Below are 25739 nucleotides of genomic sequence, written 5' to 3' on the forward strand. Positions count from 1 at the left end.
CTATCAGGATCTCGGCTTGGTCTTCTGCGGATCGTAATGCGCGAAGGCCACGACGCGCGCCGGCAGCCGCTTGGCGTGGCCGTCGAGCTTGCCGATCTCGACCTCCGTGCCGATCTCGGCATGGGTGACGTCGAGCCGTGCCAGCGCGATTGTCTTGCCGAGCACCGGCGAGCGCATGCCGGAGGTAACCACGCCGATCTGGGCGCGGCCGACATGGACGCAGTCGCCATGGCCAACCGGGATGTTGGCGTCGATGTCGAGGCCGACGACCCTGTGCTGCGGATGCTCCTTGCGCCGGATCAGCGCGTCGCGGCCGATGAAGTCGTCGACCTTGGTCTTGAGTGGCACGGTGAAGCCGATGCCGGCCTCGAACGGATCGGTCTGGTCGGAGAATTCGTAGCCGGCGAAGATCAGTCCGGCCTCGATGCGCACCATGTCCAGCGCCTGCAGGCCCATCGGCTTCAGCCCGTGCGGCTGGCCGGCTTCCCAGACGGCGTCGAACACTTTTTCGGCGTCGCGCGGATGGCACCAGATTTCATAGCCCAGCTCGCCCGTATAGCCGGTGCGCGAGACCACCACCGGCACGCCGTTGCCGCCGCCGATGCGCGCGACGGCGAAGCGGAACCATTCGAGCTCGCCGATCGAGGGCTGCACCGGCGAGGTCCAGACGACCTCCTTCAAGATGTCGCGGCTCTTCGGTCCCTGCACGGCGATGTTGTGCATCTGGTCGGTGGAAGAGCGCACCAGCACGTTGAGGCCGAGCTTCTTGGCGGTCTCGCGCAGCCATTCGCCGGAAAAATCGTCGCCGCCGACCCAGCGGAAATTGTCCTTGCCGAGCCGAAGCAGCGTGCCGTCGTCGATCATGCCGCCATGCTCGTAGCACATCGCCGTATAGACGACCTGGCCGACGCCGAGCTTCTTGACGTCGCGGGTGAGCGTGTATTGCAGCAGAGCCTCGGCGTCCGGTCCCGTGACCTCGAACTTGCGCAGCGGCGACAGGTCCATGATCACGGCGTCCTGCCGGCAGGCCCAGTATTCGGCGATGGGACCTTCCTTGGCGAAGGAATTGGCCAGCCAATAGCCCCTGTATTCGACGAAATCGCGCGTGTGCTTGGCAAAGCTCGAATGAAAGGCTGTCTCGCGGGTCATTTTCGGTTCCGAGTCGGGCTTCATGCGCCTGGCGATCGCTCGCGAGAATTTGTGCTGGCCGGAATAGGTCCGCACATGGATGTCGGTGAGGTCCCAGCCATTGGCGGGCGTGGTGTCGTCCGGGCAAGCCGAGGACACGCAGACGATATCGGTCAGGGCGCGCATCAAGACATAGTCGCCCGGCCGCGACCAGGGCTCGTCCGACACCATCACGCCATGCGCGTCGATCGCCGTGTTGAAGAAGAAGTTGATGGCCATCCAGCCGGCGCGGGGCGTGACACCATTGTCGGCAAGCGCCTTGTTGAAGTTCTCCGAGCAGTTGGTGTGGCCCGGATAGCCGATGTCGTCGTAATATTTGGCGGCGCAGGCGAGCGCGAAGGCGTCGTGCCGGCCGCATGTGTCCTGCACCACCTCGACCAGCGGCTCCATGTCCTGATCGTAATATTTCGAATGCAGGCCGGGCATCGGATAGGCCGAGCCCATCAGCGTGCGCGTTGTCGTCACGTCGAGCGGCAGGTCGCAGCCCTTGTCCAGCTTGCGCGCCGAAAAGCACTGGAAATCGGTGCACTGCCGGCCGTCGACGTCGATGATCTGCAGATAGTCGCCGGCCTTGACGAAATAGGATTCGGCGGTCGCCGACTTCACCCTGAGATCGAGCACCGGATCGGCGAGCGGATCGGCAAGCTGCCCTCTTGTCTTCAGCCGGATCGTGGCGCGGCGCACGATCACGGTGAGTGGCGTCGCCGTGTTGTGGCCGTCGACCAGCATAGGCCCGCCGGGCGCCGCGATCAGCAGCGCGCCATCGCGCTGCACGGAAAAACTCTGCTCGGTGCCCGCCGGAGTGGCGCCCCCGAACACGCGCACGGCCATCGGCTGGTCGAGCTCCACCTTGCGGCGCTCGAGGCTGAGGCGAACCGCCGAGAGACTGTCGTCCCCTTCGGCAAGGAGCGCCTTGATGCCGGCCGCATTGCTGTTCGACCTCTCACCGAAAATGCCGGGATCGGTGATCCCCGTTTTATCCCAGGCCAGCAATTCGCAAGGCTGCCCGCCCTCGACATTGGTCACACTGACGCTGTCGCCCGCCTCGACGTCGATCAGCACCGCGCCATTGCCCTGCACGGTGTAGCGCTCCAGCCCGGGGGGCAAGCGGATCTCGCCGGGCCTCAGGATCAGGCTGGGCTTGGGCGGCCCGGACAGGACGGCGGGGTAGGGCGACTGGCTCATCTCAAACCCTCCTCCGAGCGAGAAACAAGTTTGCCTGTGTGTAAAATTATTTTCCGCCGAGAGAATAGCAGGGTGAGGGCTTTTGGCAAGGCGGGACTTCCCTTCTCCCCTTGTGGGAGAAGGTGTCGCCGAAGGCGACGGATGAGGGGTGCTCCAGGGAAAGCCAGCGTCTCACTTCGCTGGAACACCCCTCATCCGTCTCGGCGCTAACGCGCCGATCCACCTTCTCCCACAAGGGGAGAAGGAGAGCGCGCAGCGGCTACGCCGGTTCCTCGGAATGGCCGATGGTCACGCCATATTCAGCAGCGAAATCCAGCACAGTGTGCCAAAGGCTCTCGGCAAAAGTTGCAAACACCAGCAGATTGAAAACAGCCAGTCCGTTGCGATCACCACCGCGCCACAGCGTGACGCTCGTATGATCCATCGAGGTCGCCGCCGCCGCACCTACGCCAAATACACTGGGATGCAAATCGATCGACGACAGCTTGGCGAGCATTGCGCGCGCCTTCTCTCCGGAGACGCTGATCAACGCCCGCGCATGCGATTGGTCTGACAGCGATGCCGAACCGGCAAAGCCGGGGGCAAGCGCCTCAATCGAATGCTTGCCGCCCTTGGACAGCACAAGGAACTGGTCCGGTCCCGACCAGATCAGCGACGCGTCCGAGGTGCCGATCGCCTTGGGCGTCTCCGGCGCGGCAACGCCGAAGCGCGCCTTCGCAGCCGCTATCATCTCGCCGGCCTTGCCGCGCCGCGCCATCACCTGCACGAGGTCGAAATTGCGGATCTCGGCCAGCGCCACGCCGGAGTCGCCCTGCGCGCCGTAAGGGCCGGCGACCAGTGCTCGCTCGAGCGGGCTGCGGACGTCCCAGGAAAACTCAGCCACGCTGGCGCCCTCCATCCGGATCGTAGAAGACGGAATTGCAGAGTTCGACATCGTAGTCCTCTGAGCGCAGCGGGTCATGCGCGCGCACCATCTCGCCGATCCGCTCGCGGCCGCGCTCGACGAGGCCGAGCCCGATCCACTGGTCGAGCACCGGCGAGAAGCAGACCGAGGTGACATAGCCTTGGTCGTTCTCGGGGCCGGGGGTCTCGCCCTTCGGAATGATATGCGCGCCTGAGCGCAGGCGGCGCGCCTTGTCGGTCGGCTTGATGCCGACGACCACCTGCCGGTTCGGCGCGGTGAGCGCCTCGCGGCCGGCCATGACGCGGCCGATGAAATCCTTTTTGGTCGACATCATCTTGCCGAGACCGAGATCGCCGGCAGTGGTGGTGCCGTTGAGCTCAGGGCCGGCGACATGGCCTTTTTCGATGCGCATCACGCCGAGCGCTTCGGTGCCGTAAGGCGTCACGCCGAAGGGTTTCCCGGCAATCATCAAATTGCGTGCCATCGCTTCGCCATAGCGTGCCGGCACCGAAATCTCGAACGCCATCTCGCCGGAGAAGGAGATGCGGAACAGCCGCGCCTTGATGCCGCCGCGCAACGCAACTTCCCGCGCGCCCATGAAAGGAAAACCTTCGTTCGACAGGTCCTCGGACGGATCGACGACCTCCTTCAAGAGATCGCGGGTCTTCGGCCCGGCGATCGAGAACTGCGCCCATTGGTCGGAAACCGACGTGAGCTGCACATCGAGCTCGGGGAACAGCACCTGCCGGCAGAACTCCAGATGCTGCATCACCAGCCCGGCCTTGGCCGTGGTGGTGGTGAGGAAATAATGATCTTCGGCCAGACGCGAGGTCGTGCCGTCGTCATAGACGATGCCGTCCTCGCGCAGCATCAGCCCGTAGCGCGCCTTGCCGACGGCGAGGCTGGAGAAGGCGTTGATGTAGACGCGGTCGAGGAAGGCCCCGGCGTCCGGGCCGTGCACGTCGATCTTGCCGAGTGTCGAGACGTCACAGAAGCCGACACCCGAGCGCACCGCCTTGACCTCGCGCGTCACCGATTCCAGCCAGTCCTTCTCGCCGGCGCGCGGATACCACTGCGCGCGCTTCCAAAGCCCGGTGTCGACAAACACCGCGCCTTGTTCGGCCGCCCAGTGATGTGACGGCGTCAGCCGCGTCGCATGAAAATTCTCGTCGCGGTGATGGCCGGCGAAGGCGCCGATGGCGACCGGCACATAAGGCGGCCGGTAGATCGTCGTGCCGGTCTCTGGGATCGACTTGCCGCTGACCGCCGCCATGATGGCGAGGCCGGCGACATTGGAGGTCTTGCCCTGGTCGGTCGCCATGCCGAGCGTGGTGTAGCGCTTCAGATGTTCGACCGATTGAAAACCCTCGCGCTGCGCCAGCTCGACATCGGAAGCCGTGACGTCATGCTGCTGGTCGACGAAGGCCTTGCCCTTGCCGGCGACATGCCAGAGCGGCGTTAGCGAGAAAGCCGCGTCGTCGGCGACTGGCATCGAGCCGATATTGCCGCTGCGTCCGGCATCACGCGCCGCGGCAGCGCCGGCTTCGAACCCTTCGCGCAGGCAGGCGCCGAGACCGAAGGCGCCGTTGGCGGCGCCCGCGGCGACCATGCCGGGCGGCGCGCCGTCCGGCACGAATGCGGCGATGTCGTCGCGCCATTTCGGTCGGCCGCGATGATAGGAGGTAAGGCCGACCGCCGGGTTCCAGCCGCCCGAGACGGCAAGCCCGTCCGCCTCGACCTCGGCGCGCGCGCCGCCGGTCAGGGAGACGGAAATCTTGCGCACGCCGGTCTTGCCGCCATCGACAGCGGAGACCGAGCCGTGCAGCACCGGAAAGCCGCCCTTGCTGGCCAGCGAGCGATGCGCCGGCGAAACATCCGGCCGCGCATCGATCACCGCCGCCACTTGCAGCCCGGCGGCGATCGCCGTCTCGGCCGTGCGCCAGCCGTCTTCATTGTTGGTGAAGACCGCGATGTGTCTCGCCGGCGTAGCGGCGTAGCGGTTGATGTAGCTGCGCATGGCCGACGCCATCATCACGCCCGGTGTGTCGTTGCCGGCAAAGACGATGGGACGTTCGATCGCGCCGGCGGCAACCACGCAGCGCTTGGCCACAATCCGCCACAGCCGCTGCCGCACCTGATGCTCCGGCGGGACCGGCAGATGGTCGTTGACGCGCTCGATCGCGCCATAGGTGCCGCCGTCATAGACGCCGAACAGGGATGTGCGCGTCATGATGCGCACATCGGGCATCACAGTCAGTTCGGCAACCGCGCGCGCAACCCATTCGGCGGCGGGCAGTCCGTCGATCGGACCGCCATCGGCAAGCAGCCGCCCGCCAAGGACGAAATCCTCCTCGCACAGGATGACGCGCGCGCCGCTGCGGCCGGCGGCAAGGGCAGCCGCCAGACCAGCCGGCCCGGAACCCGCGATCACCACGTCGCAATGCGCCCAGGCCTTGTCATAGTGGTCGGGATCGGAAACGCCCGCCGCGCGACCGAGGCCGGCGGCGCGGCGGATCGCCGGCTCGTAGATTGCTTCCCAGAACTTCGCCGGCCACATGAAGGTCTTGTAGTAGAAGCCCGCGACGAAGATCGGCGCGAACAGCTGGTTGACCGACATGACGTCGAAATTGAGCGACGGCCAGCGATTCTGGCTGGCGGCTTCGAGGCCTTCATAAAGCTCGGCGGTGGTCGCCTTGGTGTTCGGCTCGCGCCTGGCGCCGCTGCGCAATTCGACCAGTGCGTTCGGCTCTTCCGACCCTGCGGTCAGGATGCCGCGCGGGCGGTGATATTTGAACGAGCGGCCGACCAGCTTGACACCATTGGCGACCAGCGCCGAAGCCAGCGTGTCGCCCTTGAAGCCCAAAAAATTCTTGCCGTCGAAGCGGAAGCTGAGCGCGGTTGAGCGGTCGATGAGGCCGCCGGATGTGAGACGGTTTGCCTGATCGCCGGCCATCACGCACCAACCTTGGCGGCGCCGGCGCCTGCAGCCGCCTCGACCGCCGAAATCTCATGCGTCAGCGTGTTGCGAGTGACCTTCAGCCACGCCCGGCAACCGCCGCCATGGTACCAGTGCTCGCTCATCACGCCGGCGATGTTGTCGCGCAGATAGACATAGTCGTAGACGGCATCCGCGTCGGCATCGGCCGCGGGGCGTTGCGGCTTGGCGTCGCCGAGATAAGTGAACTCGCCGAGCTCGCGTTCGCCGCAGAAGGGACAGGTGATACGCATGGTCTACTGGCGGCCTCAGTGCAGGTTTGGTTGGGCGCCCTGGCCCTTCTCGTCGATCATGGCGCCGCGCTGGAAGCGGTCGAGGCGGAAGCGGGCAGCCTCCTTGTGCGACTCGTCGCGCGCCAGAAGATGAGCGAAGACGAAGCCCGAGCCAGGCGTCGCCTTGAAGCCGCCATAGCACCAGCCGGCATTGATATAGAGGCCGTCGACCGGGCTCTTGTCGATGATCGGCGAGCCGTCCATCGACATGTCCATGATGCCGCCCCATTGGCGCAACAGCCGCACGCGGCCGATCATCGGGATCAGAGCCATGCCGCCTTCGCAGACATCCTCGACCACCGGCAGATTGCCGCGCTGCGCGTAGGAATTGTAGCCGTCTATGTCGCCGCCGAAGACCAGCCCGCCCTTGTCCGACTGGCTGACATAGAAGTGTCCGGCGCCGAAGGTCATGACGCCGGGGATCAGCGGCTTGATCGCTTCGGAGACAAAGGCCTGCAGCACATGGCTTTCGATCGGCAGGCGCAGGCCGGCCATCGCCGCCACACGCGAGGAAGAACCCGCCACCGCCATGCCGACCTTGCCGGCGCCGATCTTGCCGCGCGAGGTCTCGACGCCGGTCACCTTGCCGTAGGCGTCGCGCGTGAAGCCGGTGACCTCGCAATTCTGGATGATATCGACGCCGAGCGCGCTCGCCGCATGCGCATAGCCCCAGACCACGGCGTCGTGCCGCGCCGTGCCGCCGCGCCGCTGCAACAGCCCGCCCTGCACGGGGAAGCGCGCATTGTCGAAGTTCAGGAACGGCAGCATCTTTCGCAGCGCCGCCTGGTCGAGCAGCTCGGCATCGATGCCGTTGATGCGCATCGTGTTGCCGCGCCGGGCGAAGGCGTCGCGCTGCGCGTCGGAGTGATAGAGGTTGAGCACGCCGCGCTGGCTGACCATGGCGTTGTAGTTGAGGTCCTGCTCCATCGTCTCCCACAGCTTCATCGACAATTCGTAGAAGCCGGTATTGCCGGGCAGGCCGTAATTGGAGCGGATGATGGTGGTGTTGCGGCCGGCGTTGCCGGAGCCGATCCAGCCTTTTTCGAGCACCGCGACGTTGCGGATGCCGAACTCGCTGGCGAGGAACCAGGCGGTGGCGAGCCCGTGCCCGCCGCCGCCGATGATCACCACGTCGTAGCGATCCTTGGGTGCTGCGTCGCGCCAGGTCGGCTGCCAGTTCTTGTGCCCGGAGAGAGCGGCGCGGGCGAGCGAGAAGATCGAGTATTTCATAAAATCATTCCGAGGCCGCTCACCCTCAACGCTGGATGCTAGATATCCAGCGTGTGGTCGCGCTCCCACTGCGTGAAGTGCGAAGCATAGGAATTCCATTCCTGCTGCTTCAGCTTTAGATATGCCGACGAAAATTCCTCACCCAGCGCCGCCTTGAGCGATTTGTCGTTGTCGAATTCGCGCAACGCGTCGAGCAGGTTGAGCGGCAGTTTCGGCGCATCCGTGACGGTATGGCCGAACTGGTACATGTCGATGTCGTAGCGCTTGCCGGGGTCGGCCTTGGAGCGGATGCCGTCGAGGCCGGCGGCGATGATCACCGCCTGCAGGAGATAGGGGTTGGCGGCGCCGTCCGGCAGGCGCAGCTCGAAGCGGCCGGGCCCCGGCACGCGCACCATGTGGGTGCGGTTGTTGCCGGTCCAGGTCACCGTGTTCGGCGCCCAGGTCGCGCCAGAGATGGTGCGCGGCGCGTTGATGCGCTTGTAGGAGTTGACCGTCGGATTGGTGATCGCGGCAAGCGCCGACGCATGTTTCATGATGCCGCCAAGGAAGTTCCTGCCCTTGGCGGAGAGGCCAAGCTCTTCCGAATTGTCGGCAAAGACATTGGTCTTGCCGGCCTCGTCCCACACCGAGATATGCGCATGGCAGCCATTGCCGGTCAGGCCCTGGAAGGGCTTCGGCATGAAGGTCGCGCGCAGGCCGTGCTTCTCGGCGATCGACTTGACCATGAACTTGAAGAAGGAGTGCTTGTCGGCGGTCGCCATCGCGTGGTCGAAGGTCCAGTTCATCTCGAACTGGCCGTTGGCGTCCTCGTGGTCGTTCTGGTACGGGCCCCAGCCCAGCGCCAGCATGTGGTCGCAGATCTCGGCGATCACGTCGTAGCGGCGCATCACCGCCTGCTGGTCGTAGCAGGGCTTCGAGGCTGTGTCGTATTCGTCGGAGATCGCCTTGCCGTCGGGCGAGATCAGGAAGAACTCGGCCTCTACGCCGGTCTTGACATGCATGCCGTCGCGGGCCGCTTCGTCGATCACCCGCTTCAGCGTGTTGCGCGGCGCCTGGTCGACGAGCTTGTCATCCATCACGCAGGTGGCCGCCACCCAGGCGACGTCTTTCTTCCACGGCAATTGGATGACCGAATCCGGGTCCGGCACCGCCAGCATGTCCGGATGCGCCGGCGTCAGGTCGAGCCATGTCGCGAAACCGGCAAAGCCGGCGCCGTCCTTCTGCATGTCGGCGATCGCCTGCGCCGGCACCAGCTTGGCACGCTGGCCGCTGAACAGGTCGGTGTAGGAGATCATGAAATATTTGACGCCGTTCTCCTTGGCGAATGCGGCGAGATCGTTCCCCATTATAGTTCCTCGCTTATGTGGTCTTGGAAGTTGTCCTAGAAGCCGTTCTTTCCCGGTATCCAGTTGGTGCCGGCCAAAGGCACCCCGGCCATGGCGGCGGCTTCGATGGTAAGCGCAACGAGATCCTCGGGCTCCAGATTGTGCAGGCTGTTCTTGCCGCAGGCGCGGGCAATCGTCTGCGCCTCCAGCGTCATCACCTTGAGGTAATTCGCCAGGCGTCGTCCGGCCGCGATCGGGTCGACCCGCTTCATCAGTTCGGGGTCCTGCGTGGTGATGCCGGCCGGGTCGCGGCCCTCGTGCCAGTCGTCATAGGCGCCGGCTGTGGTGCCGAGCTCATTGTACTCCGCCTCCCAGCGCGGATCGTTGTCGCCGAGCGCGACCAGCGCCGCCGTGCCGATCGACACCGCATCGACGCCAAGCGCCAGCGCCTTGGCGACGTCGGCGCCGTTGCGGATGCCGCCGGAAACGATGAGCTGCACCTTGCGGTGCATGCCGAGGTCCTGCAGCGCCTGCACCGCCGGCCTGATGCAGGCAAGCGTCGGCTGGCCGACATTCTCGATGAACACTTCCTGTGTCGCGGCCGTGCCGCCCTGCATGCCGTCGACCACGACGACGTCGGCGCCGGCCTTCACAGCGAGTGCCGTATCGTAATAGGGCCGAGCGCCGCCGACCTTCACATAGATCGGCTTTTCCCAGTCGGTGATCTCGCGCAGCTCGAGAATCTTGATCTCGAGATCGTCCGGCCCGGTCCAGTCGGGATGGCGCGAGGCGGAACGCTGGTCGATGCCCTTGGGCAGGGTGCGCATCTCGGCGACGCGGTCGGAGATCTTCTGCCCGAGCAGCATGCCGCCGCCGCCGGGCTTGGCGCCCTGGCCGACGACCACTTCGATGGCGTCGGCGCGGCGCAGGTCGCGCGGGTTCATGCCGTAGCGCGACGGCAGGTACTGATAGACCAGCGTCTTCGAGTGGCCGCGTTCTTCCTCGGTCATGCCGCCGTCGCCTGTGGTGGTCGATGTCCCGGCGATCGTCGCGCCGCGGCCAAGCGCTTCCTTGGCGGGACCGGAAAGCGACCCAAAACTCATGCCGGCGATGGTGATCGGGATCTTTAGCTCGATCGGCTTTTTGGCATGGCGCGAGCCGAGCACCACCGAGGTGTCGCAGCGTTCGCGATAGCCTTCGAGCGGATAGCGCGAGATCGAGGCGCCGAGGAACAACAGATCGTCGAAATGCGGCAGCTTGCGCTTGGCGCCGGCGCCGCGGATGTCATAGATGCCGGTCGCCGCCGCGCGGCGGATTTCGGAAAGCGTGTAGTCGTCGAAGGTCGCGGATTTGCGCGGCGTCGTGGGAGGATTGTGATAGGCCATTTCTGTCCTCAATACGCGTCGGCGTTGTCGATGTTGAAATTGTAGAGCTTGCGGGCCGAGCCGTAGCGCTTGAATTCCGACGCCTTGACGCCGGTGACGCCGGCCTTGTCCAGCAGGCCCTGCAGCAATTCGATATGCTCGGGCCGCATCTCCTTGGCGATGCAGTCGGCGCCGAGGCTCTCCACCTTGCCGCGCACGAAGAGCCGCGCCTCGTAGATGGAATCGCCCAGCGCGTCGCCGGCATCGCCCAGCACCACGAGGTTGCCGGACTGCGCCATGAAGGCCGACATGTGGCCGATATTGCCGTGCACGACGATGTCGATGCCCTTCATCGAGATGCCGCAGCGCGACGAGGCGTTGCCCTCGATGACCAGCAGGCCGCCGCGGCCGGTGGCGCCGGCATACTGGCTGGCATCGCCCTTGATGACGATCGAGCCCGACATCATGTTCTCGCCGACACCCGGGCCGGCCGAGCCATGCACGGTGATCGCGGCGCCGTCATTCATGCCGGCGCAGTAATAGCCGACGCTGCCGCGCACATCGATGGTGACCGGCTGGTCGACGCCGACGGCGACCGAATGGCTGCCTTTCGGGTTGAGCACTTCCCATGCGGTCTCGTTCGAACCGGGCGTGAGCTTGTGCAGCGCCTGGTTCAATTCGCGCAGCGAATGTAGCGAGAGGTCGAAGATCCTCGCATCGCCCTGCTCGCGCTCGGCCTTCGACATTGGGGTTGCCGGCATCGGCTCAATGCTCCCAGAAATAGACGGTTGCGGGCTCGGGCTCCCAGACCCGCGCATTGTCGATGCCGGGCAGCTTGGTCAGCGCGCGATATTCCGAGCCGAAGGCGACATACTGGTCGGTCTCGGCCATCACGGCCGGCTTGCAGGCGATCGGGTCGCGCACCACGCCGAAGCCGTTCTTGGTGCCGACGACGAAGGTGAAGAAGCCGTCGAGGTCGGAGAGCGTGCCTTCCAGCGCCTCGCCCAGATTCTTGCCATGCGCCATCCGGTTGGAAAGATAGGCAGCGGCCACTTCGGTGTCGTTCTCGGTCTCGAACTTCATGCCGTCGCGGATCAGCTCGCGGCGCACATTGTTGTGGTTGGAGAGCGAGCCGTTATGCACCAGGCACTGGTCGGCGCCGGTCGAGAACGGATGCGCGCCCATTGTGGTGACCGCCGATTCCGTCGCCATGCGGGTATGGCCGATGCCATGCGTGCCGCTCATCGAGCGCACATGGAAGCGATCGATGACGGTTTCCGGCAGGCCGACCTCCTTGTAGATTTCAACCGCCTCGCCGGCGCCCATGATGCGGATGTCGGGCCTGAGCGTCTGCAGCGCTTCACGCGCGGCATCGACCTTGTCCGGCGTGGTCCTGATGACGGCGTGCGTCGAATTCACCGCCACGCTAACCGGCGCGCCGATCGCCTTGGCGAGTTCGGCGTCGAGGCCGCGGAAATCGCGATCTGCCTTCGGTGACTGCACGGTGACCTTGGCTTCATTGCCGGTGGCCGCGCCATAGATGGCGATGCCGGCGCTGTCCGGTCCGCGGTCGCTGAGCGACACCAGCATCTCCGACAGCATGGCGCCGAGCTTCGGCTCCAGCGCCTTGTCCTTCAAGAAAAGTCCGACGATTCCGCACATGCCAGCCTCCAACGTTTTTTGGCTCTCAGATGATGTACTCAATGAGCGAGCCGAATTCAATTGCTATGAAAGAAATTTTCCTGTGGTTACATGTTGGGCGGCACATCGCCTGCGGCACTATCGCCGCCCGGGCGCGCCTTGTGAACCCAGATCGCATGGCGGACACGTGCGATCTTGTAGGCGTCGAGGATCGAGAAAGCATAGATCAGGAAAGCGCCGGCATGGCGGCCGATGAAGCTGGCATCGGCCGGCGCCAGCTTGGTCGTTATCCAGCCAAGGATCACCATGAAGAACAGGAACTGCAGGCCGCGTACCGGCACGCCGAGCATGACGTGGCCGCTTGCCGGTAAAATGACCGCCGCGCCGAGCACGAGATAGGGATTGACGGGAGCAGGGGTGGCGGTTCCGTCGCTCATGCCGCCTGCCTTTCGTGCCGGTTGATGGCTTGGCGAAGCGTGGAGGCGGCCTCGAGCAGCCTTTCGATCAAGGCCGGATCGAGCCCGGCATCTCCGAACGCGGCCTGCCGGAAGACGCCGTAGCGCGCGCGCTCGGCCTCGGCCAGCAGCCAAACGATGCGCACGCCGTTCGGCGTGATCAGCAATTCCTTGGCGCGCCCCTCGGCAAAGATGTCGATATGCGCGGCGATCAGATCCTGCGGAAAGGCGACGCCTCTGCGGTCCGTCTTGAGCACCGCGTCGGCGGGAAAGCCGAGCACCTTCGGCAGCGTGTACGGCAGATGGTCGAAGTTGGAGAACGTCGTCGCGGAATTCGGCCGCATCATCATGTCGAAAATGCCCGGCACGGCGACCGGCTCAGTGATCGAGACGCTGAGCCAGCGCGTCGGCAGCTTTCGCGTCGCCAGCGTGTCGACGATGGTGCGCAGCTGAACGCGCTGGCCGTTCCACGTGCCGGCCCAGGTGACCACGCCGGCCGTGCCGCTGGAAATGTCGGCGGCATCGAGAACGACGCTGCAGACGCTCGCCGTGTCGGCGGCCAGAGCCGCCTTCGCCCTGTTGCGGCTGGCGCGCGCGAGCCAGGCAATATGGGCAACGACCGCCAATGCGATCGCCCCGGCAAGCAATATTGACGTCAGTTCCGACATTTCGACACGCCACGGCCCGCCGTCGAGAGGCGGGCCTTCACTCCACTCAATAACCCTGCGGCTTCGGCCACGGCATGGAGAACTGGTCGCCGCGCCGCACGAACTTGTAGCGATAGAAGTGGAACCATAGCGAGATCAAGAAATAGAACACCGTCATCGCGATCAGCTGTGAGCCGAAGCCCAGGAAGATGGCGAAGAACGTTACCATGCAGAGGCAGAAGAGCACGATCGCCGGCAGTGGATGGAAGGGATGCGTGTAGCCGCGGCGGATCGAGCCCAGCGGCCACTTCTTGCGGAACATCATGATGTTGATGCTCATGAAGGTGTATTGCAGCACGCCCGACAGGATCGAGAAGGTGATCGCCTGGTTGAGGTCGGCGATGAAGGCGAAGGCGAGCGCGATCGGCAGCAGGAACAGGATCGAGCGATAGGGCGTGCGGTATTTCGGATGCACCGCCGAGAACCAGCTTGGCAGGTAGCGGTCGCGGCCGAGCGAGAACCAGGCGCGCGCCGCGTCGTTGATGCAGCCATTGGCCGAGGCGAGCGCCGCCAGCAGCGTCGCGATGAACAAAAGGTTCTCCAGCAGCGGGCTGCCCGTGAGCTTGCCGGCGTCCCACAGCGGATAATAGGTGATGCCAAGATATTCCCAGGGCATCAGCGAGGCGCAGACATACCAGGTCATGGCGGCCGCGATCAAAAGCGTGATCATGCCGGCCATGGTGCCGTAGGGCAGGGAGCGCGCCGGCGAGCGCACTTCCTCGGCCGCCTGCGTGGTGCCCTCGATGCCGAGATAGTACCAGATGCCGAACTGGAAGGCGGCGATGACGCCGATCCAGCCATAGGGCAGCGCGTTGCCGGGGGTGACCAACTCGTTGAGCTTCAGCACCGCGCCCTGCGTCCACGGGCTGACGGAGAAGAACAGGATGACGATCGAGACATAGGCGATGGCGGTGATGACGAAGTTGACGTTGAGCGTCATCAGCACGCCGCGATAGTTGAGCCAGGCGAGCACGACTATGGTCGCGGCGATGAAGGAATTGTGCGTCAGCCCTTCGACGCCGGCCTTGGCAACGATCGTGTCGCCGAGTAGGATGGCGTCCGACACTTCGAGCATCGTGTAGGCGAACACCAGGAACAGCGCGACGTTGAAGGCCATCAGCGGCCCGACAATGTGCTTGGCCTGCGCGTACTGGCCGCCGGCGGCGGCCACGGTCGAGGTCACCTCCGAGTCGATCATGGCGACCGAGGTGTAAAGCAGTCCGACGATCCAGCAGACGATCAGCGCGGCCAGCGCGCCGCCCTTGTCTGCCGCGAAATTCCATCCGGTGAACTCGCCGACCAGCACGATGCCGACACCGAGCGCCCAGACATGGGCGGGGCCGAGCACCCGAAGCAACGAGACCCTGTCGCCGTGGATCGTCGTCGTCAGTCCCGTTTCAACCGCAGCGGTCATCGTCAGTCCCCACTCAGATCCGGTGTTTCTCGGAAACGGCTTCAAGCTCGCCTTCGCGCGAGGAGGTCAGCACGTCCTCGGAATAGGTCGTGTCGATCTTGAACCAGTCGTAGAGCATCCAGAGCGCAAGCAAGACCGAGATGCCCCAGCAGGCGTAGTTGATTGCCATCCACATGGATCTTGTCCCCGAATTACTTGTCGTCGAATTTTTCGTTGATCACCTCGCGATACTCGCGATCGGAGGCGCGGAACAGGAAGACGAAATAGGCGACCAGCACGATCGGCATGATGATCAGCGTCGGCCAGTCGATGATGTAGTGGAAACGGTTCTGGATGATGTCGTGCGCGGTCTCGGGCGTATAGCCGAGCTTCTCCCAGATCGAGGCCATGGTGGCGTTCTGGCCGAGCGCGTCCCAGGTCTTGGCGTCCAGGGGATCGATGGATTTCGCCGCGCCGGCGAGGCCGAGCTTCAGCGGCAGCCACAGCGCCACGAAGATAGCGACCACGACGACGGCGATGTCGAAAATCTGGCCGGCCTTGCTCTGTTTCGGCGGGATGTAGCGGGACATGGTCTTTCCCCCTCAGGACTTGCTGTTGCGGAACGCGTCGGCGTTCTTGATGTCGAGGCCGTAGATGAAGTCCTTGTCTTCCTTGTAGTGGTTGAGCATCGCCAGGATGGCGGCGGTGTTGAAGATCAGCACCGCGGCAGCCGCGATCACCACCACGAGCTTGATCCCGCTGTCGGGGATGTACGCCCAGGTCATCAGGAGGACGAAGAGGATCGTCGCCCACAGGCAGACGATCAGGAGCACGGATCCGCGCACGTCGGAACGGTACAGCGCTTCGATGCGCTGCTGCAGGTCGGACATCGGTTTTTCCCCTTCTGGCGACGTCCGGCCCCGAAATCGACCGGGCGTCCACTCTTTCTAGAGAGTGAAATTTTTTTCATAAATTCCGACCGATCTTCGAAATTGTCAAGCCGGATTTACGCTTCGTAAGGCGTTTGTCCACGGGCAAGAAATTTGCCTGACAATGAAATTATTTGCTTCAAGGGGATTGCAGGGCTCCGCCGTTTGCGGTCAATATTCGAGTAAGCTCCGCCGCCAAGCAGGAGCAGGGAACAGCAACCGCTTAAAGCGACCTAATCGCACGGAGGACGATCGGATGACGGCATCCTGGAGATTCTCGACCCTGGCGGATCGCCATCGCGCGCTCGGCTCGAAACTCGAGGACTGGAGCGGCATGGGCACCGCCTGGACCTATGACAAGGACGCCGACGAGGAATATATCGCCATCCGCACCAAGGCCGGGCTGATGGACGTCTCCGGCCTGAAGAAGGTCCACATCACCGGCCCGCACGCCTCGCATCTGATTGATCTCGCCACGACGCGCGACGTGGAGAAGATCTATCCCGGCAAGTCGGCCTATGCCTGCATGCTGAACGAGGCCGGGAAGTTCACCGACGACTGCATCCTCTACCGCATCAGCCCGAACTCGTGGATGGTCGTGCACGGCTCCGGCACCGGCCATGAGGAGCTGCAGCGCGCTGCCATTGGGCGCGACGTCTCGCTGCGCTTCGACGACAATCTGCACGATTTGTCGCTGCAGGGGCCGACCGCCGTCGACTATCTGGCCAAGCATGTGCCGGGCATCCGCGACCTTCCTTATTTCCATCATATGCAGACGCAGCTCTTCGGATTCCCGGTGATGATCTCGCGCACCGGCTACACCGGCGAGCGCGGATACGAGATCTTCTGCCGCGGCCAGGACGCCGGCACGATCTGGGACAGGATCCTCGAGGAGGGCAAGAGCGCCGGCATCATCCCGTGCCGCTTCACCACGCTCGACATGCTGCGCGTCGAGAGCTATCTGCTCTTCTACCCCTACGACAATTCCCAGAAATATCCGTTCGAGAACGAAGGCCCCGGCGACACGCTGTGGGAGCTCGGCCTCGACTTCACCGTCAGCCCCGGCAAGACCGGTTTCCGCGGCGCCGAGGAGCATTATCGGCTGAAGGGCAAGGAGCGCTTCAAGATTTATGGCGTGCTGCTCGACGGCAAGGAGCCGGCGGACGAAGGCGCGCCGGTCTACCGCGACGGCAAAAAGGTCGGCGTGGTGACCTGCGCCATGTATTCGCCCCTGGTCGAGAAATCGATGGGCATCGCCCGCCTTGACGTTGACTGCGCGGTCAAGGACACCAAGCTCGAGATCCGCAACAGAAGCGGCTCGATCAAGGCGACGGCGCAACCCTTGCCGTTCGACGATCCGAAGAAGACCAAGCGGACCGCCAAGGGTTGAGGCATCATCAACGGGGAGGAGTTTCGAGGCACTAGAGCATGATCCCGAAACGTGGGAACCGGTTTTCGGAAAAGATCATGCTCCAACTGATCTAAGGAAGAATGGCAGCCAAGACGATCATCAGCAGGCCCATTTACGGAACCCTGTCTCCACAGCCTGGCAAGCATCACCTCTTCATCGCCGATGCCGAAGGCGCGCTGGCGATCACGGATATGGCCGGCAAGGCGCCGCCCGGCTTTTTCGACGGCGCGGAAATCGACTTCATTCCAGGCTCGGAGGGCAAGCACATCGCGGCCCTGGAAGCATTGAAGCCGGCGCAGCTCCACATCGCGCCGTCCTTCGCCAGCCTCCTGCCGCGTATCAAGCAGACGCTGACCAACGCCCATATGGGATTGCGTCTCTATCTTGCCGGCACCGAGGGCCTGATCGGCCAGGCCATGCAGGCAGCGCTCGAAGCCGGCATGGACCACGCCTCCATCCAGACCGAGCATCGCGGCTCGCTGGCGCGGCGCATGCAATGCGTGCACTGCAAGGGCATCACCGAGAACGTCACGACGCAGCCGGCGCTCTGCTCGCATTGCGGCCTGCTGCTCCTGGTGCGCGATCATTATTCGCGGCGCCTCGCCGCCTTCCAGGGCGTGTGCATCAACGCCGAGGATCGCTCGGAGATTCCTCCGATGGAGGAGGCCTTCCCATGAGCACCGGCACCACCAAGCTCGATGTCGTGGTCAGCGACGTCGTTCCCGTCAACGATCTCGTCACCCGCTTCCATTTCCGCCGCCGCGACGGCGGCCTGCTGCCGACTTTCTCCGGCGGCGCCCATGTCGTGGTGGAGATGCGCGACGGCGACCGCACCAGGCTCAATCCCTATTCGCTGATGGGCTCGCCGCTCGACACGCGCGAATACACGATCTCGGTGCGCCGCGACGATGTCGGCCGCGGCGGCTCGCTGTTCATGCACCGGCAGGTCAAGCCCGGCCTGGAGATGGTGATCAGCTATCCGGTCAATTTGTTTTCGCTCGATCTGAGGGCTAAGAAACACCTGATGCTGGCCGGCGGCATCGGCATCACGCCCTTCATGGCACAGACCTCGCAGTTGGCGGCGGCCGGCGGCAATTTCGAATTGCACTACACCTGCCGTACCGCTTCGCTCGGCACCTATGCCGATGTCTTGCGGCAGCGGTACGGCAACCGGGTCCGGCTTTATCACGACGACCGCGAGGAACGCATCGATCTCGACCGGCTCCTGTCCTCGCAGCCGCTCGGCACGCATCTCTATGTCTGCGGCCCGGCCGGCATGATCAGCTGGGTGCGCGACCGCGCGGCGGCGCTCGGCTGGCCCTCGGAAACCGTGCATTTCGAGCATTTCGCGGCGCCCCAGCCTGGCGCGCCGTTCGACGTGACCTTGGCCCTCAGCGGCAAGACGATCCGCGTCGGCGAGCAGCAGAGCCTGCTGGAAGCCATGGAAGCGGCCGGCGCCGACCCGCCTTATCTCTGCCGCGGCGGCGTCTGCGGCCAATGCGAGACCAATGTGATCTCCTCCGACGGCAAGTTCATCCACAACGATCACTGGCTGAGCGAGGAAGACCATCGTTCCGGCTGCAAGATCATGCCTTGCGTCTCGCGCTTCGAGGGCAAGTCGCTGGTCCTGGAAAGATAGGAGGCGTCAATGGGCATCACCTTTCGCAAGGAAACCTTTCGCGACGACTACACCTTCAGGAACAGCCCGGAGCACATCAGGCGCTTTCCGTTCCCGTTCAACGAAGACGCCTACATGTACGCGGTCAACATCGAGCCGCATGTCGTCGGCCCGAAGGGCTCGGTGCTGGAAAACCTGATCGACGTCGACGAGCACTATGTCGCCGAGATGCAGGACCGCGCCTTGGTGCTGGCGGAGGATCCGCTGCGCTGCCAGTCGCTGCCGCATATGACGCTGGCCGGCTGGGACTTGCTCGAGCTTCTGATGGAGCAGCAGGCGCACGGCTACCCCGAGCATTTCACGCTGCAGCGGGACGGCGATCGCTGGCGCTGGATCAACCGGCCGCTCGGCATCGACGACACCTTCACCTTCGGCGACACCTCGACGCTGCCCTATGGGCCGATGGAATACATCACCCGCCAGAGCCAGGGCGATTTCTGCATCCTCGACCAGCGAGACGGCAATCTGTGGATGGACGCCGGCATGGTCACCACCCAAGCCGACTGGTCGCTCGACTTCGACATCGGCATGAACTTCTTCGAATGGCATGCGCCGGTGCCGCTGGCGCATGAGAATGGCATCTTCACCCGCGCGCTAAAATTCCTCACCAACATCCAGCAGGGCAAGCCGGCGCGGCGCCTCAACTGGACGATGACCATCAATCCGCGCCTCGACACCAGCCCCGAGAATTATCACAAATGGGGTCCGGACCGCGCCACGGTCACGCCTGAAAATGTCGGCCAGAAGGTGCATCTGCGGGTCGAATTGCAGAGCTTCTGGCGGCTGCCGCGCTCCAACGCCATCGTCTTCCCGATCCGCTGCTACCTGATCAAGATGGACGAGCTGGTCACCCAGCCGAAATGGGCCCGCCGCCTGCACCGCGTCATCCGCGACCTGCCGGAGGAACTCGCCACCTACAAGGGCCTGACGCGGTATCGGCCGACGCTGGTCGAGTGGCTGTCCAAGCTTGATGATGGCAGCCCGACGTCACCGGGATTTGGGCCGGACTGAAGACTTGGGTTCCTCGCCCCCGCAAAGCGGGGGAGAGGTGTCCGCGAAGCGGACGGAGAGGGGCCTTCGTAGGGCGCTCCCCTCTCCGTCTCGGCTTCGCCGAGCCACCTCTCCCCACTATCGTGGGGCGAGGAACAACGTGTCACCCCGCACTGTTCTGCGGATAGCAGATGATCGACAGATACCGCATCGGCAGTTGCGTCAGCTCTTCCGGTCCGTGCGGCGCGTCGGCATCGAAGAACAGACTGTCGCCCGGCTTCATCGGATAGAGATTGTTGCCGTGCCGGTAAACCACCTCGCCTTCGAGCATGTAGAGGAACTCCATGCCCGCATGCTGGAAGGTCGGGAACACATCCGAATTCTCGGTCAGCGTGATGAGATAAGGCTCGACCACGACGCCGCTGGTGTTGGCGCCGATATGTCCCAGCAGATTGTACTGGTGGCCGGCGCGCGTGCCGCGCCGCTCGACATCGACACCTTCGCCCGCCTTGACAAAGACGGCGCTGTGCTCTTCCTCGAAGCGGCGGAAGAAGGCGGTCACCGGAACGCCCAGCGCCCGCGACAGCGCCTGAAGCGTCGTCAGCGATGGCGAGGTGATGCCGTTCTCGATCTTGGACAGCATGCCGAGCGAGATGTCGGTGGCGGCGGCGAGATCGGCGACGGTGATACCGAGCTTCTTGCGGAACGCGCGCACCTCATGGCCGATCGCCACTTCGAGTACCTTCTCGCGCGTGTCGCGGATGGCGTGCGGGTTTTGGGTCAGCGGCGTGCGGATCGAGCGTCCGTCGGCCGAAACGCGTTTCGGCGGCACCTTGTCCTTGGCGGCCGCAGCGGCGGGCTTTGTGTCAGAAGTCTTGTTCGGCATGTCGCCCCCGAATCCGCGGATTTATTTCACTCTAGGTGAACATATGCGGTGGCGATACAGGAGCGCAACCGCAAGGGCAAGCCATCGGATGTCGCGGCAATTCTTTATGGCGGTTTCCGTTTTCCGCCGAAATCCGTTCGCGGCAAAGCCCTTGCCCTCAGATGCCTGTTGACAGCACCGAAGACCCAATTACTGTCACTGTGAGTGAAATTTGTTTCGTGAGAGCAATTCCAGGAAAAGTGCCGAACGTTTTTCCGCCCGGAATTGCGTCAAGAAAAAAGTCGAAATCAAAAAGGAGGCCCGCAATGAAATCTCGTGTCGCCGTCATCGGAGCCGGACCGTCGGGCCTGGCCCAACTCAGGGCCTTCAAGTCGGCCGCCGACAAGGGCGCCGAGATCCCGGAAATCGTCTGTTTCGAAAAGCAGAGCGACTGGGGCGGCCTGTGGAACTACACCTGGCGCACCGGCCTCGACGAGCATGGCGATCCGGTGCACGGCTCGATGTACCGCTATCTGTGGTCGAACGGCCCGAAGGAATGCCTCGAATTCGCTGACTACACTTTCGAGGAACATTTCGGCCGGCCGATCGCCTCCTATCCGCCGCGCGCCGTGCTGTGGGACTATATCAAGGGCCGCGTCGAGAAATCCGGGGTGCGCAAATGGGTGCGGTTCAACACGCCGGTGCGCATGGTCACCTACTCCGACGAGACGAAGAAATTCACCGTCACCGCGCATGACCGCACCAACGACGTGACCTATTCGGAAGAGTTCGACAATGTCGTCGTCGCCTCCGGCCATTTCTCCGTGCCCAACGTGCCGTATTTCGAGGGCTTTTCCACCTTCAACGGCCGCATCCTGCACAGCCACGATTTCCGCGATGCCATGGAGTTCAAGGGCAAGGACATCCTGATCATCGGCCGTTCCTATTCGGCCGAGGACATCGGTTCGCAATGCTACAAATACGGCGCCAAATCGATCACCACCAGCTACCGTTCCAAGCCGATGGGCTTCAAATGGCCGGAGAACTGGAAGGAGGTGCCCCTGCTGCAGAAGGTCGTCGGCAAGACGGCGCATTTCAAGGACGGCACCACCAGGGATGTCGACGCCATCATCCTGTGCACCGGCTATCTGCACTCCTTCCCCTTCCTCACCGACGATCTCAAGCTCAAGACCGCCAACCGCATGTGGCCGCTGGATCTCTATGAGGGCGTCGTCTGGGAGAAGAATCCGAAGCTGTTCTATATCGGCATGCAGGACCAATTCTACACCTTCAACATGTTCGACGCACAGGCCTGGTACGCCCGCGACGTCATCATGGGCCGCATCAAGCTGCCCTCGGCCGAGGCTATGGCCGAGCACAGCGCCAAGTGGCGCGCGCGCGAGGAGACGCTGGAGGATGCCGAGCAGATGATCTGGTTCCAGGGCGACTACACCAAGGAACTGATGGACCAGACCGACTATCCGGGCTTCGACGTCGAGGCGGTCAACCACACCTTCATGGAGTGGGAGCACCACAAGATGGAAAACATCATGACCTTCCGCGACAACGCCTACCGCTCGCTGATGACCGGCACCATGGCACCGGTCCATCATACGCCCTGGCTGCAGGCGCTGGACGATTCCATGGAGAGCTATCTCGAGGTGAAGGGCGTGGCGGCGGAGTAGCGCGGCGCGCCTCCGCCCGCATCCGTCAGATCAGCAAGGTGGGTGTCTAGCGGGACACCCCATCGGTCTACCAGCACACGTAGCCGCCATCGACGATCAGGTCGAGGCCGGTCACGAAGCTTGACGCACGGCTGGCCAGGAACACGGTCGGTCCGACCATTTCCTCCGGCGCGGCCATGCGGCCCATCGGCGTGTCGCGCTTGAAGATCTTGATCTCCTCCGCGACCTCCGGCCGCTTGTTCATCGGCGTCAGCGTGTAGCCCGGGCTGACGACATTGACGCGCAGGCCGCGATCGGCCCACTCCATGGCCAGACTTTTCGACATGTGGATGACGGCGGCTTTGGAGGAGTTGTAGTGCGCCTGCGTCAGCCCGCGGTTGACGATGGTGCCCGACATCGAGGCGATGTTGATGATGGAGCCCGCACGCCGGGGAAGCATGACGCTCGCCTCGGCCTGGCAGGACAGAAACACACCTGCGACATTGACCTCGTGCACCTTGCGCCATTTTTCCAGCGGCATGGTCTCGGCCGCTTCCGATCCGGCAATGCCGGCATTGTTGACGGCAACCGTTAGCGCGCCGAGTTCAGCTTCAACCCGATCGATCGCCGCGGTCAGGTCGGTTTCGGACGTCACGCTGCCGGCCAGCGCCAGCGCCTTGCGGCCGAGCGCCTTGATCTTGTCGGCAGTCTGCTCCAGTCCGCCGTTCGAGGCATGGCCGAAGCAGGCGACATCGGCGCCGGCCTCGGCAAGCCCGATCGCGATCGCCTGACCAATGCCGCTGCCGGCGCCCGTCACCAGCGCCACGCCGCCGTCCAGTTTGAAAAGATCCATCGCACCCTCCCTGATTGCGGGAGGGTATGCGCTGAATGGCGCCTCGATCAAGCGGCCTCATCTGGCCGGCCGGAGGCCTCGAGGTTCAGAAATAGCCGTCCGACGCCGCCGTTGCTTCCTTCGGGATCTCCACGCCGTCGACCAGGATCTTGTCGACCAGCTCGTGATGAAAGCACACCAGCCCCTTGATGCGCTCGGCCTCATGCACCGGCTCGGGATAATACCAGACCAGGTTCTCGTGCCGCTTCTTCGGCGTCGTCACATGGTAGTAGTTGGAGATGCCCTTGTAGGGGCAGCGCGAGATGTAGCGGCTGGGCGCAAACATATCGAGGCGCGTGTCCGAGATCGGCAGGTAGTGCCGAACCGGATGTCCGGTCTCGAACAGGAAGACGCCGCGCCGTGAATCGGCCACCTGCTCGCCGTCGAGGATCACCTGCACCCGCCGCGACGAGGGCAGGCAGTCGACCCGTCGGAACGGGTCGCGGGCATGGACGAAGATCTCCTCGTCCTCCTCATACCAGTGGGTCATCTTCGGCCAGTAGAAGGAGATATAGTCCTGGATCGGGGGGCAGCCCTTGATGGGATCGAGGTAGCGCCAGGCGCCGTCCTCGACCAGCGTGATGCCGGTGTTCAAAGAATAATGCGTGGCGACACCCTTGAACGGATCCTCCGTCTTCGTGCGGCTGGGCAGCAGGAACTCCTCGCGCACGTCGCTCATCGGGAAGTAATAGACCGGCAGATGGTCGCTCTCCTGGAACACCAGCGCCTTGGTGGTGTCGGCGACGATCATCGGCCCGACCTGCACCCTGATCCGCTTGGGCGAGGGCATGGTGAAGGAGACATAGCCCGGTTCGAACTCGTACTGCACGATGCCGTCGAGGATCGGGAAATGCGGCCCGCGGCCGCGCAGATGGGGCTTGCGAATGGTCGTCGTCCTCTTCTCGTCGTTTGCTGCCGGGTTCTTTCGCGCGGTCACGGTCATGACGCCACCGATACGCGATCGAGCAGCAGGCCGGCGGCGATCGGCGGCACGCCGCTGACAGTCTTGCGCACGGGTACCAGCAGGTCCGGGAAATAGCTGAAGATCACCGGCGTCTCATCGAGCAGCAGCTTCTGGATGTCGGAAGCGGCCTTGCGCTGGGCGTCGAGGTCGAGCGCCTTGAGGTAGCCGGTGACCAGCCCGTCATAGGTCGCGTTCTTGAAATGCGCCGCGTTCCACGACCCGTCGCTGACCAGCGGGCTCTTCAGGAACACGTTCGGCACGCTGCGATGCGCGTAGTCGGTGATGCCGAGCGGGCTGTCCAGCCAGTCCGACTGTCCGAACACCGCCTTGCCGTAATATTTGTCCTGATCCTCGATGTTGAGCGCAATGCGCGCGCCGATCTCCTTGGCGAAGTTCTGGAACAGCTGCGCGTAACCGGGGATGTCGGAATAGCGCAGCGTCGTCAGCGTCATGTCGAAGCCGCTGCCAAGGCCGGCCGCTTCCATCAGCTGCTTGGCCTTGGCGATGTCCTGCGTGCGCTGGGCAATCGATTTGTCGGTGACCGGGAAAGCCGGCGCGAACGGGCTGTCATTGCCGGTCGCCGCCATGCCGCGGCAAAGTCCGTCGACCAGCTTGGAGCGGTCGATGCACAAGGCCAGCGCCTGGCGCACGCGCTTGTCGATGAAGGGCGCCATGTCGCAGCGCATATGCAGCTGGCGATGCGCGGTGGACGCCACGCGCAGCACCGTTATGTCGGGGTTGCCGAGCACCACCTGGCTGACGTCGAGCGGGATGGCGTCGAGCACGTCGACCTCGCCTGCCTGCAGCGCGAGAATCCGCGGCTGCACATCGCCATAGAACTTGAATTCCAGCCGGTCGGGCAGCGCCTTCTCGCCCCAATAGTCGGCATTACGCACGAACGTCGCGCCGACCTTCGGCGTGTAGCTTTCTAGCCGGAACGGACCGGTGCCTTCGAAGGTCTTCTCGTAGTCGCCCTTGTAGCTCGCCGGCAGGATGACGGCGTTGTAATTGTCGATCGACACCGAATAGGGGAAACTGCCGTTCGGCGCGTCGAGATGGAATTCGACCGTGTGGTCGTCGACCTTGCGCGTGCCGCCCTTCGACAGCAGGCCCTTGAACACCGAGAGAGCGTTGGAGGGGTCGTTCGGATCGGCAAGGCGATCGAAGGTCGCCACGACGTCGTCGGCCTTGAAATCCTCGCCATTGTGGAATTTCACGCCCTTGCGCAGCTTGAAGGTCCACACGCTGCCGTCGGCATTGGGCGACCAGCTTTCGGCCAGAACCGGCTTCAGCGTCAGGTCGGGCTGCGTCACGCACAGGAACTCGGACGTCTGGAAGGCGAGCTGGTAGCTGCCGCTGTCGTAGAAAGTCACCGGATCGATGGCGCCGCCGGGCACGGCGATGCCGGCGCGCACCGTGCCGCCCGGCTTGCCCTCGGCCCGCGCCTGCGGAGCGCCGAGACCGACCGCCGAAGCGATGCCGCCGAGGAAGGGCAGCGACAGCCCGAGCACGCTGCCATGGCGAAGGAATTCGCGCCGGCCGATCCTGCCGGCGAGCAATTCGTCGATAGCGGAATTTTCGATTGCGCTGAGGGTTTTGCGAGCGGCGTCGATCGTCCTGAAATGCTTCGGCATGGCGGCATACCTTGTTTTGTCGCGGGGGCTTTGGCATTTAGGCCATTGTTGAC

Annotated in this window: 24 protein-coding genes; 5 read left to right on the forward strand and 19 right to left on the reverse strand. The window is 64.1% G+C overall.

The annotated features are described in order from the left end of the window. Positions 1-3 precede the first annotated feature (3 nt). The 15 genes from EJ068_RS24230 to EJ068_RS24300 form a co-directional block, all read right to left on the reverse strand. A complete protein-coding gene (locus EJ068_RS24230; protein ID WP_127251341.1) occupies positions 4-2373 on the reverse strand; it encodes an aminomethyltransferase family protein in 2370 nt (789 codons plus the stop codon). A gap of 259 nt (positions 2374-2632) precedes the next feature. Next, positions 2633-3256 (reverse strand): sarcosine oxidase subunit gamma family protein, encoded by a 624-nt coding sequence (locus tag EJ068_RS24235; protein ID WP_127251342.1) that lies wholly within the window; start codon positions 3254-3256, stop codon positions 2633-2635. After that, on the reverse strand, positions 3249-6230 hold the full coding sequence (locus EJ068_RS24240) for a sarcosine oxidase subunit alpha (protein ID WP_127251343.1): 2982 nt from the start codon (positions 6228-6230) through the stop codon (positions 3249-3251). The genes EJ068_RS24235 and EJ068_RS24240 overlap by 8 nt, the downstream gene beginning before the upstream one ends. Next, positions 6230-6505 carry a sarcosine oxidase subunit delta gene (locus EJ068_RS24245; RefSeq protein ID WP_127251344.1) on the reverse strand — a complete coding sequence of 92 codons (276 nt, stop codon included), beginning with the start codon at positions 6503-6505 and terminating at the stop codon, positions 6230-6232. Before EJ068_RS24245 ends, EJ068_RS24240 begins: the two co-directional genes overlap by 1 nt. Before the next feature lie 15 nt (positions 6506-6520). After that, positions 6521-7774 carry a sarcosine oxidase subunit beta family protein gene (locus tag EJ068_RS24250; protein WP_127251345.1) on the reverse strand — a complete coding sequence of 418 codons (1254 nt, stop codon included), beginning with the start codon at positions 7772-7774 and terminating at the stop codon, positions 6521-6523. Between the two features lie 38 nt (positions 7775-7812). Next, a complete protein-coding gene (glnT, locus tag EJ068_RS24255) occupies positions 7813-9120 on the reverse strand; it encodes a type III glutamate--ammonia ligase (RefSeq protein WP_126078672.1) in 1308 nt (435 codons plus the stop codon). A gap of 35 nt (positions 9121-9155) precedes the next feature. Continuing rightward, complete coding sequence (locus tag EJ068_RS24260) at positions 9156-10484, reverse strand: FMN-binding glutamate synthase family protein (RefSeq protein ID WP_127250307.1); 1329 nt, start codon at positions 10482-10484, stop codon at positions 9156-9158. 8 nt (positions 10485-10492) lie between these two features. Further along, complete coding sequence (locus EJ068_RS24265) at positions 10493-11224, reverse strand: GXGXG domain-containing protein (protein WP_127250308.1); 732 nt, start codon at positions 11222-11224, stop codon at positions 10493-10495. A gap of 4 nt (positions 11225-11228) precedes the next feature. After that, on the reverse strand, positions 11229-12125 hold the full coding sequence (locus EJ068_RS24270; RefSeq protein ID WP_127250309.1) for a glutamine amidotransferase family protein: 897 nt from the start codon (positions 12123-12125) through the stop codon (positions 11229-11231). An 86-nt stretch (positions 12126-12211) separates the two neighbouring features. After that, positions 12212-12541 carry a hypothetical protein gene (locus tag EJ068_RS24275; RefSeq protein ID WP_127250310.1) on the reverse strand — a complete coding sequence of 110 codons (330 nt, stop codon included), beginning with the start codon at positions 12539-12541 and terminating at the stop codon, positions 12212-12214. Further along, the gene (locus tag EJ068_RS24280; protein WP_189342043.1) at positions 12538-13227 is read right to left on the reverse strand and encodes a hypothetical protein; all 690 of its coding nucleotides are present in this window, start codon (positions 13225-13227) and stop codon (positions 12538-12540) included. The genes EJ068_RS24275 and EJ068_RS24280 overlap by 4 nt, the downstream gene beginning before the upstream one ends. Before the next feature lie 46 nt (positions 13228-13273). After that, entirely contained in the window at positions 13274-14680 is a 1407-nt protein-coding gene (locus EJ068_RS24285) for an amino acid permease (protein WP_126078667.1), read from the reverse strand. 13 nt (positions 14681-14693) lie between these two features. Further along, positions 14694-14855 (reverse strand): hypothetical protein, encoded by a 162-nt coding sequence (locus tag EJ068_RS24290; RefSeq protein ID WP_042645899.1) that lies wholly within the window; start codon positions 14853-14855, stop codon positions 14694-14696. 16 nt (positions 14856-14871) lie between these two features. Continuing rightward, positions 14872-15249 (reverse strand): hypothetical protein, encoded by a 378-nt coding sequence (locus tag EJ068_RS24295; protein ID WP_127250311.1) that lies wholly within the window; start codon positions 15247-15249, stop codon positions 14872-14874. Between the two features lie 12 nt (positions 15250-15261). Continuing rightward, positions 15262-15549 carry a hypothetical protein gene (locus tag EJ068_RS24300; protein ID WP_126062327.1) on the reverse strand — a complete coding sequence of 96 codons (288 nt, stop codon included), beginning with the start codon at positions 15547-15549 and terminating at the stop codon, positions 15262-15264. A gap of 295 nt (positions 15550-15844) precedes the next feature. Between EJ068_RS24300 and EJ068_RS24305 the strand changes: the two genes are divergently transcribed. From EJ068_RS24305 to EJ068_RS24320, 4 genes are all read left to right on the forward strand, one after another. Beyond that, a complete protein-coding gene (locus tag EJ068_RS24305) occupies positions 15845-16978 on the forward strand; it encodes an aminomethyltransferase family protein (protein ID WP_127250312.1) in 1134 nt (377 codons plus the stop codon). Positions 16979-17079: 101 nt separating this feature from the next. Further along, positions 17080-17676: a dimethylamine monooxygenase subunit DmmA family protein gene (locus EJ068_RS24310; RefSeq protein ID WP_127250313.1), complete on the forward strand. Its 597-nt coding sequence runs from the start codon at positions 17080-17082 to the stop codon at positions 17674-17676. Further along, complete coding sequence (locus EJ068_RS24315; protein WP_127250314.1) at positions 17673-18638, forward strand: PDR/VanB family oxidoreductase; 966 nt, start codon at positions 17673-17675, stop codon at positions 18636-18638. Before EJ068_RS24310 ends, EJ068_RS24315 begins: the two co-directional genes overlap by 4 nt. A 9-nt stretch (positions 18639-18647) precedes the next feature. Then, a complete protein-coding gene (locus EJ068_RS24320; RefSeq protein WP_127250315.1) occupies positions 18648-19688 on the forward strand; it encodes a DUF3445 domain-containing protein in 1041 nt (346 codons plus the stop codon). Between the two features lie 142 nt (positions 19689-19830). On the opposite strand, the gene EJ068_RS24325 is transcribed toward EJ068_RS24320, so the two are convergent. After that, positions 19831-20553: an XRE family transcriptional regulator gene (locus EJ068_RS24325; protein WP_127250316.1), complete on the reverse strand. Its 723-nt coding sequence runs from the start codon at positions 20551-20553 to the stop codon at positions 19831-19833. A gap of 305 nt (positions 20554-20858) precedes the next feature. On the opposite strand from EJ068_RS24325, the gene EJ068_RS24330 reads away from it, so the two are divergent. Beyond that, positions 20859-22217: an NAD(P)/FAD-dependent oxidoreductase gene (locus EJ068_RS24330; protein ID WP_127250317.1), complete on the forward strand. Its 1359-nt coding sequence runs from the start codon at positions 20859-20861 to the stop codon at positions 22215-22217. A 67-nt stretch (positions 22218-22284) separates the two neighbouring features. On the opposite strand, the gene EJ068_RS24335 is transcribed toward EJ068_RS24330, so the two are convergent. The 3 genes from EJ068_RS24335 to EJ068_RS24345 form a co-directional block, all read right to left on the reverse strand. Continuing rightward, positions 22285-23049: an SDR family oxidoreductase gene (locus EJ068_RS24335; protein ID WP_127250318.1), complete on the reverse strand. Its 765-nt coding sequence runs from the start codon at positions 23047-23049 to the stop codon at positions 22285-22287. Positions 23050-23134: 85 nt separating this feature from the next. After that, positions 23135-24031, reverse strand: a complete 897-nt coding sequence (locus EJ068_RS24340) for a DUF427 domain-containing protein (protein WP_127250319.1) — start codon at positions 24029-24031, stop codon at positions 23135-23137. Next, on the reverse strand, positions 24028-25686 hold the full coding sequence (locus EJ068_RS24345; protein ID WP_129554906.1) for an ABC transporter substrate-binding protein: 1659 nt from the start codon (positions 25684-25686) through the stop codon (positions 24028-24030). The genes EJ068_RS24340 and EJ068_RS24345 overlap by 4 nt, the downstream gene beginning before the upstream one ends. Positions 25687-25739: the final 53 nt, after the last annotated feature.

It is taken from the genome of Mesorhizobium sp. M2A.F.Ca.ET.043.02.1.1, from assembly GCF_003952405.1.
Classification (GTDB): Bacteria; Pseudomonadota; Alphaproteobacteria; order Rhizobiales; family Rhizobiaceae; genus Mesorhizobium.